Origin of the sequence: Ferrovum sp. (genome assembly GCF_027317285.1) — a bacterium.
GTDB lineage: Bacteria > Pseudomonadota > Gammaproteobacteria > Burkholderiales > Ferrovaceae > Ferrovum.
On record NZ_DAHVHV010000060.1, the window covers coordinates 1 to 10950 of the forward strand.

The following is a 10950-nucleotide window of genomic DNA, read 5'->3' on the forward strand; positions in this document are numbered from 1 at the left end:
GCCACAAAGTATCTGGACGAGTGTTTGCACGGGTCCAGTCCACCCCGGCAATCAGCCATTTCCATTGCTCCTGATCCAAGGTATGAACCCGCTCCCCTTCACGAGGCCACACGAACTTTCCCCGGTGCAGACGCCTCTGGCACAACCACACCCCATTGCCATCCCACAGCAGCAGTTTCATTCGGTTACCCGAGCGATTACGGAAGACATAGGCCGTCCCATCACAGGGAGAACGCGCCAAACTCTCCTGAATCCAACCGGACAAACGATCAATCCCGGCTCTCATGTCCACCGGCTCCCACACCAGCCAGATTTTTCCGGCCTCGATCATAGTGCGCGCAACAAATCCGCCACCCACTGCACCGACATCCCTTCTGCCACCACGCATTCCCACCCTCGGGAACCTCGTATCACTACTCCCCCCGCCATGCTACCCGTTACCCGCACCGGCACCAGCGTCAGTTTCTTCCCCTCACGGTGTGCACGCGATGCCCAGTAGCGAAAGCTCGAAAACCCAACCCCCTCGCGTGCACAGTATTCCTTCTGCGTCAGTCCGCTTGCCTTCCAGTCCGCCACCCGTCGTTCCCACTCCAGCCTTCTCGATTCCAATCCCATTTTCTATCCCTCCGTGAAAATCACAGAGTGCCTCAGCCATTTCCAAATTAACAGGTGGCTTCACCGGACGCTTACGTTGTAGTACAGCGAGCCAAGTTTGTTCTGTGCGTCAGCATCTCCTTGGTCAGAAACTTTTGTGTACCACTGGACAGCCTGGGCGTAATCCTGGGGCACACCTTGGCCTTTGTAGTACAACGAGCCAAGATTGTATTGTGCGGCAGCAAACCCCTGGTCAGCGGCTTTTCTGAACCACTGGATAGCCTGAACGTAATCCTGTGGCACGCCGTAACCCTTGGTGTACAGCACGCCAAGATTGTACTGGGCATCAGCAACCTCTTGGTCAGCGGCTTTTCTGAACCACTGGACAGCCTGAGCGTAATCCTGGGGCACTCCATGGCCGGTGTCGTACAACAAACCAAGATTGTACTGTGCGTCAGCATCCCCTTGGTCAGCGGCTTTTCTGAACCACTGGATGGCCTGAGCGTAATCCTGGGGTACACCTTGGCCGTTGTAGTACAACAAGCCAAGTTCAAACTCGGCCACTGAATCACCAATTAATGCCGCTTTCTGCAATTGCTGTAAAGCAGAAGCACCACCTTTGCCGGCTTGTACTCGTAATGCATCACCATCATTTCCGCTCATTGCACTAGCACAAATTGGAAAGAGTTGACTTGTCGCGACAAAACCCAATGCGATAATTAAAACCAGTCTGTTGATACGCATTGTTACCTCGATGGTTTAGCGTGAAACAACACTAATTTTGAGAAAAAAAACATCGCCGAAAAATTCGACAAAAAATCGTGCCGAAGATGCACATTAGCCCCCGTCAAGCACTACCCCTGGTGCCCCTAACTTTGGTCTGGTGGAAAACTCAATCACTGATGTTTCATCATACGGGGTGGCCTGAAAATTGGCAATGAGTGTTAGCAGGGTAATGACCACACAGGTCAAAGATGAAAGCATGAATGGGCATAGCAATGAGCCCCTGCTACAATTGGTGTAATTTATGTGCTCCAGATTGTACTGGGAAGAGGGGATTAATGGACTGGTTCAATTTGGACGAACTTTTGCGCAAGGCACCCCTGCCAGAAGTAGCAATGCGACTCGGACTGGAACTGAAGCCACAAGGCGCCACTTATCTGTCCTTGTGCCCGTTTCATGCTGATACCCATCCGTCGCTACGCCTTTTTCCGTCTGACGGAGCGAGTCAGCCGCACTTCCACTGTTTTACCTGCAATGCTCATGGCAGTGCGATTGATCTCGTTAAGGAAGCCCAAGGCACGGACTTCGAGGCGGCGGTGCGTTGGTTGGCGAGCACGTTCGGGGTCCAGCCCGAACGTCACGGCCGTACCGGCACCGGACGCGCGCCTGTGCGCGACAAGGGGGCAGAAGCCAGAGCCTTTGTCGAGAAAGTATACGCTGCGGCCCATGAAGTGGCGGCTTTTTCCGATTGGGCGAACGGGCGTGGGTATTCTCCAGAGTTCCTGTCTAAACTGGGCCTGCGTATGGTATCTGGAAACCTGCTAGTTCAGGCTTTGCAAGGCTTACCGTTGGACAAGCAGTTACCTCTAACGGACGAACTGGAGGCCATGGGCCTTGTGGTCCGGTTGCGGCAACCGCGCAAAGATGATGGTACCTCCTATTTCTTGCCACTTGAAGAGCAGTTTAGAGACTTCTTCTTTGACCGTCGCGTGGTTATTCCGATTCGGACGCAGGAAAGTCGGGTCGAAGGTTATGCGGGCCGAAGCGTGAATAAGGGGCCAGATGAAGGCACCCCAAAATACCTGCTGACGCGCGGTCTGCAGAAGTCCAAACACCTGTTCAATGCTGACCACGCCTTTGCGGCTTTGCGTGGCGAAGCCAAAACGAGTGACACCGAGCACACGCTGTACATCGTCGAAGGTTTCTTCGATGCTATCCGTCTGCGCTCGCTCGGCCTGCCTGCTGTCGCACTCATGGGTACAAGTTTGAGTGGCGAGCAACTTGATGCCCTAGAAAAAGTCGCCAATGAGGCGATGCCCAATGACCACGTACTGACGATTCGACTGTTCTTGGACCACGACTCGGCGGGCTTGCGCGCCAGTGCTCGAGCGGTGAGGCAACTGTTGCGCCTCCACGGTGTCGCCTTGCAATGGGTGGGATGCAGCGACGAGGACGCTCATCGTGCTGGCCTTCACTCTGGAAAAGACCCGGACGAACGCCTGAAAGTGCCGGCGTTGACGCCAGATGCGGCGCGCAAATCGCTCGACAATTTGGCCACCTCAGCCATCGCTGCCTTGGTTCTGGAGGAGTTAGGGAGTCAGGACACAGGTGATTTGGATGATGCCCAATGGCAGAAGCTCAATCTCTACCACCGTGAGCGCGTACTGTTCAACATCATTCGATCACTTCGACGCTTGTCCAGTTCGGTCAGTTCGTGGTCGGATCGACTGGGTGCTGCGGGGACGACACAACCGGCGTGGCTCATTGGATTGATCGCAGCACTGTCGAACGCGGAAGCCAAAAGGGGGGGAGACCATACTTCGTTGTCAGACAGCCTCTTTCTCACCAACCAAGTTGCACGCCGTAACCACGCACGGTTGTTAGCCTATCACGGCTCCCGGCGGGGTGAGTTGCCTTGTGACGAGCCGAACTGGCTGTATCTGGATGTCGGAGCCAGCGTGTTCGATCAACTCCTTTCGGAGTGTCTGCAGTCTTCATCACGCCACCTCCAGCCGGCCGCGCCCTTCGAAGCCATTCACCTGCCGCGTAAATTCTCGACCGCCCCCAAGGATTTGGCTGACCCTAGGCGCAAGGCGATGCCCCATCCGTCGGACCTAGTGCTGCAACAGGTGTTGATGAACGAATTGTTGACTGAGCGCCACGACTTCGTGCATGGCAATGGCGAGACATTCTCAGATCTGATCCCCGCTGTCCGGTACTACCGCGCAGAGCGCCGTATCCGTGTCACCGGCAGTGGATGGTCTACCCAAGAGCAGGCCACTGACATCGCCGAGCCCACGCTCAGCTTTGCATATCAGGTGGACATGGAAGTCCTGGAGGGCCTGCGCACACCAAGTGACCAGGGCATGTTCAGGCCCTTCGGCGAATGCTGGCGGGACTTCATGGAGTCTATTGGCAGGCAGACTCACCGCATCGGTGGGCAGGTGCATGTCTTGCGGTTGGACGCAAAGCGGTACTACGACAACATCTGCCAGTATGTGGTACGTGACCAACTACTCGAGCCGATTAGATCGGCTCGCGACCTTGTCGGTAGCGAGTTTTTGACCGAATTGCTAGGTCCCGAGGGTCGAGAGCATCTCGAGAACCGTCTTGTCGACCGGATTTGTCAGTGCCTTTTCGAACACAGTTACCGTGACCCCGACACGGGTGAGGTGAAAACCTCGAAGCGCAACATCGGCATTCCGCAAGGGCCGGTGCTGTCGGCGTGGATCGGCACTATCGCCATGTTTCCCGTCGATGCTGCCGCGCACGATCTGATGCAACGTCATGTACGGCGTGATTCAGGGGAGCGATCGGCACCACGCATTGGCTACGCACGGTATGTAGATGACATCGTCCTGTTGGCCGACAGTGAGGAACTGCTCTCCACGCTAAGACAGGTGGTGCAGGAAGCGGCCAGCAAGTTGGAGCTGACCTTGATAGGTAAAGGCGACACCATCGCTCCGATGTCACCCGACGAAATTATCCAGCATCTGAATGAGGGCCGAAATTTTGCCGCGTCAACCCCGACCTGGGAGCCACCACTGACGGGTGATGGCGAGTGGGGTTGGGCACTCGGTGACGACGGTCCTAAACTAAGCCGACAATCGGCCTTGCGCCTACTTCGGCATCCTGGGGTGCTGGATCAACCGGATAAGGTGCATGAGACAGTGCGGGAGGCAATGCTGGCTCCCGACTTGCGGCCGAATGACCTAGGAAAATGCACACGCTTGCTTTGGTGGCAACTGGCCATGACAGTGGCAGACTCCGACTCGTGGGACGAAAAGGGCGTCTGGGAGCGCTACTGGAAGGTCTGGTCCCAAGTGACGGAGGGGCATGCCTGGGAGGCCGACTTTAGACGGGTGGGGTATTCCGTCCTTGCTGCGATGGAGGGCTTGGACCGGCTGTTCGATATGGACCAGTGGCTGGAACAGGGACGGACACGTCTACAGGTGCAGAAACAACAGTTAAACATGGAGCGCCTAGCGCAACTGGTATGCAGCACCGACTTCTTTCCCCCAGTTAACGCCGAGCGCAATCGGTCACATCTTATGCGTCGGCAAGACCTGATCACTTGGAAGGCGCGCCGCCATATCAATCCGAAGGCTGTCTTCGAGGATCGACAGATCGAAAGCACAAGAGATCGAATTACGCTGGAACAGTGGTTCTGCTTCGCAACGGCGCGTTTTATGGCACCTCCAGAGCCAATCACTTCAGGGATGCCGTTCGATCCGGAGTCGGCGTTGAGGCCGTTAGTGAACCGAGATCTGGTTGAAAGCCAAGACAGGACACGCATCTCAGCCAAGGTCCGCGATCTACTTTTGAAACCCTTAGACAAGGCTCGCTCATTGCCTCCGGCGCAGGAGCTCAGTGATACGGATGAGGGGGAGACTCATTCGAAGCGAAAGAGTGCGGAGGACCTCGCGCGTGGGCTCATCATTGCAGCAACTCCGCGCGAACAACTATGGGATAGACTCGGTCTCTACCCATTTCTGCTGGATAGCAATGAACCTAACTTGCAGGTACTACCGCCACTGCCGGGCATCGCAAATGGACATTTATTGGCCGTGTTACCAAACGAATCCGAACGCAGTATCACATTGCGAGCCTTCTGGGTAAAGGAGGGCGAACAGGCAGACCAATGTCCGCCCTCCAAGTTCTGGGGAAGCGATCAGAGTGCAAGTGTCGCTAACAACCCGCTATCACAGAAGTGGGACCTCCCCACCGGGTTGAGCGGAGGGCTGCAGCGATGGAAAGCCAGCACGCCCCTACCCTTAACCCTAATTTCCAACCCGGTCGCCCTATACGCTGAGGTGGGCCGAACCCGTTTTGCTTCCACCCTTTTCCGGGCCTTATACGCCATTCAGCGACAGGTGGCATTGGAAAGAGCCGATGACGAGGTGGTGCCGGTGGTTCCACATCTAGCCACGCGTGGTGAAGGCATAAAACGCCAGTGGTTCGTGCTAGGCAGGCCCATCCCGTCGAGTACCCTAGGCGCTACAGGTTGGGTACGCAGCAGTGGTTCGTCACTGCGAAGCGTTTCGGTGCCAAAAGGGTATGGTCATCTCTGGCGCATAGGTCTCGCTGTTAGTGACGCACTTGGGTTGGCGCATGACATTGGCACCGAAAACTCACCAGCAGACGGAGACGACCAGTTGCCTGGTCATGATGGTGTCGAGGAATATGTTCTGCGCCAACAGTTGCGCAAGTTGCGTGGTCAGTGGTTATCCGAAGCCAGCGTCTGGACTAACGGTGTCGATGGATTACCTCGCTCGCTGGAGCGGGCTCTTGAAATTCTGGAGCACTTCCCATCAGGTGCCCCACTAGCCAAACAGATTCCGGTACTGCTAACGACGGAAGCGGAGACGCGCGCGATGGCGATGCGCCTAGCGGATCGAAGCCAGGACGGATTGCGCGATCGTCTGCATCAACTGCCGATTGCGGTACTGAGCCGCATTCCCCTCAAGGTGTTGGAGACTCTGCCACTCGGTGCTCCACATGGGGCTGCCGACATGCGGACTGATCTCACTGCCATGCTTGCCATCGCGCAATGTCTCAGGGATCACCTTGGTGAGCGCGATCAATCCCCGGACCACGTCGATGCACGGTCCGCACTGACCAGTGCACTACCATTGGCAATTGTGGCGACCGGATTGCGTGGCCTAACTGCATCACTGCAGGGCCTGATCCGCGAGCCCATGCCTGAGCATTATAGCCTGCCGCCAGGCTGGCTCGAACCGGATACCTCGCGCGGAGATCCCCAAGAGTCCTACGCTCAAATCCGTGACTGGATCCAAAAGGACGCTTGGCCACAACTGGCACTCGCCACACCCTGGCAATGGATGCAGGCTGTGCTGGGGCTGCTCCATAAACACCTCATCCGAAACGATTTTGACACGGCCGTGAAACGCCTTGAGAGCGTGTACCGGCGACTACTCGTCTGGGAAACAGCAAGGCCTTGTGACGCCGAGAACACTGAGGGTTGGGCGTGGCCGTTCGAAGACTTGCCCAAACTGACGAGCAACTTACTCACCGCGCTGAATGCTCTTCTGGACGAGGTACCACAATCCATCGCTGCCGTCGAAGCGGCTTTTGGACTTGTGGTACAGCAGGAGCAGGCGCCTATCTACGGCCGCAATCGCCACGACGATGGATTCAGAGACGCGCGGGGGCGGCACTGGTTACTTCGCAAGTCCCAGTACACTGAACTGGGACAGATGCGCGAAGGCATCGCTAGCGTCGAACGGCACCAAGAGCGATTGGTCACCTGGACGGAAGTGCGGAACCGGCGAGGTGATGATGAACTATTGTCCGTTCATGTGGTGGACAACAAGTTGGCACGATGGCTCGGGATGTCCCACTCCACGAGTCGGGCTTCAGACAATGTCGAGCCGCCCACCAAGGTGACGGAAATCAAGCAGAGTGTGCTGACCGACACGGCGTCGACGTTGGGATCAGACGATCACATGCCTCCGACGCCATCTACGACCGCTACCTCTGCCGGGGGGCGGCAAGACGCGGGCATCGAGAATGTGCATCTAAATAGATTCAGGAAGTCCGGTTGTATCCGCGTGGCCCTCTTCCAATGGCGCGTGGACGAGTCCTACAGCCATCCCTTGATCGAGGTGGGCCTGAATGGATTGGGGCTCAAGCCTTGGCACAAAGACGAGTTGCGCAAGTCACTGCCCCCCAACTCTGAACTTGCCGTCGCAGCCGATGCTTGTCGAAGAGGCTGCGAACATCTGTGGGAGAGCCGGGCCGAGCAAGTCCTAAGTTGGCCAGAACACAGACGTCGTCGCCTGCTGACGGAGGTGTTGGAACAATGCAAACGCCTCAAAGTGGATTTGCTTGTCCTCCCGGAGTACTCGGTGCGGCGTGAGACCGTAGAGTGGTTGAGGAAGACGTTGAAACACGCCCCTGGCTTGGCCGTGCTTGCTGGTACCTATCGGCAATTGGACCCACGCGATAAAGACCATCACTTCACATCACTGCTTACCTTGCTGTGGCAACCTCCCAGAGAAGTTGCTAAGGATTTGCTTGGAACCGAGCGGCCTCCCGCTCTCCGGTGGGAACGAGGCAAGAAATATCGCGCAGTGGCGGTCAACGAACTGTTTCGGCCTCGGTGGGATAATCTTGCACCTCTGTTTCGGCCAAGTACACTGCTCGAGACTTTAGGTTTTAAAGACAAAGATGTCGGCAAGAAACACGCCGAAGCATTGGTCAAACTTCTATCCGAGCAACTGCCGCCAATGCAGTACTGCATGGAACTCATCTGCTCTGAGTTGTTTATGCTGTCCAGTCCGGCGAACATACGACCATTGCAACGTGAGATCGCGGAATTACTGCAGAAATTCCCGACAGGCCCACAACAAGTTGGGGACGATATCGTCCTAAACGACGTCTTGTCGCTCGCCGAACTATTGGACATCGGCCATGCCCACCAACATACCCGGCGGTCGGTATTGCTTGTGCCAGCCGCGACATCACGGACCAACGACTACTGGTATGCCGGGCAGGCAAGTGTGCTGGCATCCGCCACGGCCACTGTGTTCTGCAATGCGGTTCTCGGGGAGTTGTTCAAGGGCGGAAGTTGCTTCATCGGTGCCGATTCGACGTCGTTTGCGAAGGAATTTCCAGGCATGATTGATCGGCTTACCCCCTACCATGGCTGGAGCAAAGGCATCCATCTTGGACGCGACGGTGATGCGTTGAGCTCCAAAGATCAGGCATTGGTGGTGGCCGACCTAGACCCGGTACATGTCGTAGGGGGCAAGCCACGGCCGCAACTCCTCCCCCATCCAATGCGCCTCGTGGCCTACCTCCCGGTGGTCGAACTATTAGACGCCAAGGCTAACGCCCATGCTGTTATGGCAGAACTTAGTCGGACACATAGGATGCCGTCTGATACTTCGGAAGAGCCTCTGAGATCAATCCAAAGCAATATGAAGCCCAAACCAAGGGAGCCTGACGACTTCAGGAAATACTTGTCGAAACTCGAAGAGGCAGTTAAAACCGGCAACCGTATCCTTGAGGAAGACCTGGAGAGTTTCGCTAATTTTTTTTCCGACCCCAACGCCGTGCGCGACCGGCTGATTTGCTGGCAACATGATCGCGCTCAACAGCCCCATGCCGGCCAACTCCACAGGAAGTTTCCGCCGGCACTTGTCGACTTCATCAAGGTGGATTTGACACTTAAAGAAGGACAGGAACTTTGCTCAATATGGGTGCCACCTTGGGGACCGGAAACACCGCTGGATCGAGAAGGAACGGACAACGACGCTAGAGATGCAAACTGAGGAGCAATTTACGTAGAGCAGAATAGGCCGATGGCAGCCATTAACGGGGTGTAAACAACTTCTGTCGTTGCTGGCCCCAGTTCACCGGGATGACTCGACGGTTCAGATAATCCAGCGCCAGCCCGTTCCCCTCACCCGCCATGCACGCCTCGACGATATCTGGAGCCAGTTGGGTCAGCCGGGCAATTCGACTGGCTTGACCGAGATCGATTCCTTCGGCCTCCGCGATCTCGGTCATGGTCCGGTGCTTTCCTTCGTCCAGCAACCGTTGCCAGTGATGCGCCAGTCCGAGGGCTCGCATCAGGGGGGTGTCCTGCGCTGATTCGCGGGCCTTCTGCTCCCGGTGCGCCTCATCCAGAAATTCCTGAGGCGCATCCAGCGGGGTAATGACCTGTTTCTTGTGCCCTCGTTTTACCAGCGTCCAGGGGACAAATGTTTCCATCTGAACCCCGCCTGCTGGTGACGGCATCTGGTAAGTGACGGGATCGCCTTTGATTTTCCCTCGATGCCCCCGGCTCATAGATCCCTCTCAAAAGTGGCCATGATTTCTCGTTGGGCCTGCCAGTCCACCGGCAGACGATTGCGCTGGAACCACATCAAAGTCAGACGGCGCGGTTGTTTTCCAGCCATCATTTTCTCGATGATGTCGGGCGCAAGCAAGGTCAGACGCAATAGTTCATTGATGACTGACGGATGCAGCCCTTCTGCCTGCGCGATGTCCGCCCCGGTTTTCATCGCCCCGATGTCCAACAGGTGTTGCCAGTAAAAGGCTCGTGCCAACCCCTCGAGCAGGGTCACATCGTGAACATGGCGTTTATCATCGGTGATCCGCTGGATACCCCGACGACGCAATACCATGGGAATAAAGGCTCCCAGGTCACCTTTCATGCCATCCCCTCCATTTCGACCAGTTCTGTGCCGATGCTGTCGGGCATGAACTCCCCAATCAGATCCTTCCAGCCCAATTCCCGCCATTTCACCTTGATGCCCTGGACCTCACCGGCGCGGACCAGATCGATCCGTTCGATCATCAAATTGGCGATCCGATGACGCTCGACGGAAAATAGTTGATCCCACACCTTGTCGATGCGCCCCATGGCAATTACGGTGGATGCTTCATCGATCTGGGCACCGTGGCGCTGGATATGGCGAACCACCGATGCCACAGATTCCGGGCTGGTCAGCACCGTTCTGATCTGTGCAACGATGGCAGCCTCAATTTCCAGCGCTGGCAGACGCTCGTAAGTTTTACCCGATGCGCCGAACCGGCTCTCCGACCTGGACACATAGTAGTGGTACTTGCGCCCGTCTTTTCGGGAATAGGTCGGATACATCCGCTCGCCCGAGGGCGAGTACAACAGACCACGGAGCAACGCATCGGTGCGCGACCGGGTCTTGGTCTCCACCGACCGGACATGGCCATCCCTGGACAGCACCTCATGCACCCTCCCCCATAAATCCGGCGTGATGATGGCCGGGTGCACGCCGGGGTACCAGTTCCCCTTGTGCGACAGTTCCCCGAGGTAAATCCGGTTGCGCAGCAACTTGTGGAGATACTTCTTGTCGATCCTGGTCCCTGGTCGGGTCTGCCCTTCCTGCGTCGTCCACACCTTGGTGGTGATGCCCTCGGCAGTCAGGTTGACCGCTATCTTGGTCGGTGATCCGATGGTCAACATTTCCTCAAAGATTCGCCTTACCACCGCCGCTTCGGCCTCGTTGACGATCAGCAGACGATTGTCGACATCGTAGCCCAGGGGCGGCACGCCTCCCATCCACATCCCCTTGCGCTTGGCCGCCGCAATCTTGTCACGGATGCGTTCACCCGTGACTTCGCGTT

The 10950-nt window shown here is 56.7% G+C and carries 7 protein-coding genes; 1 reads left to right on the plus strand and 6 read right to left on the minus strand.

Annotated features, from left to right (window positions below):
* From tnpB to M6F29_RS10265, 3 genes are all read right to left on the minus strand, one after another.
* Positions 1-286, minus strand: a 286-nt coding sequence (gene tnpB / locus M6F29_RS10255) for an IS66 family insertion sequence element accessory protein TnpB (protein ID WP_298159404.1), incomplete at its 3' end; no start/stop codon positions are given.
* Between the two features lie 41 nt (positions 287-327).
* Entirely contained in the window at positions 328-615 is a 288-nt protein-coding gene (gene tnpA, locus M6F29_RS10260; RefSeq protein ID WP_298159407.1) for an IS66 family insertion sequence element accessory protein TnpA, read from the minus strand.
* Positions 616-675: 60 nt separating this feature from the next.
* A complete protein-coding gene (locus tag M6F29_RS10265; protein ID WP_298159411.1) occupies positions 676-1338 on the minus strand; it encodes a tetratricopeptide repeat protein in 663 nt (220 codons plus the stop codon).
* A 317-nt stretch (positions 1339-1655) separates the two neighbouring features.
* Between M6F29_RS10265 and M6F29_RS10270 the strand changes: the two genes are divergently transcribed.
* Positions 1656-9113 (plus strand): CHC2 zinc finger domain-containing protein, encoded by a 7458-nt coding sequence (locus M6F29_RS10270; RefSeq protein ID WP_298159413.1) that lies wholly within the window; start codon positions 1656-1658, stop codon positions 9111-9113.
* 40 nt (positions 9114-9153) lie between these two features.
* On the opposite strand, the gene M6F29_RS10275 is transcribed toward M6F29_RS10270, so the two are convergent.
* From M6F29_RS10275 to M6F29_RS10285, 3 genes are all read right to left on the minus strand, one after another.
* Positions 9154-9633 carry a LacI family transcriptional regulator gene (locus tag M6F29_RS10275; RefSeq protein ID WP_366525995.1) on the minus strand — a complete coding sequence of 160 codons (480 nt, stop codon included), beginning with the start codon at positions 9631-9633 and terminating at the stop codon, positions 9154-9156.
* Entirely contained in the window at positions 9630-10001 is a 372-nt protein-coding gene (locus M6F29_RS10280) for a ParB/RepB/Spo0J family partition protein (protein ID WP_298159419.1), read from the minus strand. Before M6F29_RS10280 ends, M6F29_RS10275 begins: the two co-directional genes overlap by 4 nt.
* A partial coding sequence (locus M6F29_RS10285; protein WP_298159421.1) for a recombinase family protein occupies positions 9998-10950 on the minus strand: 953 nt, incomplete at its 5' end. The genes M6F29_RS10285 and M6F29_RS10280, both read right to left, overlap by 4 nt.

Coding starts and splice junctions, on each gene's coding strand:
- tnpA (WP_298159407.1), bottom strand. CDS start 615: ATGGGATTGGAATCGAGAAGGCTGGAGTGGGAACGACGGGTGGCGGAC.
- M6F29_RS10265 (WP_298159411.1), bottom strand. CDS start 1,338: ATGCGTATCAACAGACTGGTTTTAATTATCGCATTGGGTTTTGTCGCG.
- M6F29_RS10280 (WP_298159419.1), bottom strand. CDS start 10,001: ATGAAAGGTGACCTGGGAGCCTTTATTCCCATGGTATTGCGTCGTCGG.
- M6F29_RS10270 (WP_298159413.1), top strand. CDS start 1,656: ATGGACTGGTTCAATTTGGACGAACTTTTGCGCAAGGCACCCCTGCCA.
- M6F29_RS10275 (WP_366525995.1), bottom strand. CDS start 9,633: ATGAGCCGGGGGCATCGAGGGAAAATCAAAGGCGATCCCGTCACTTAC.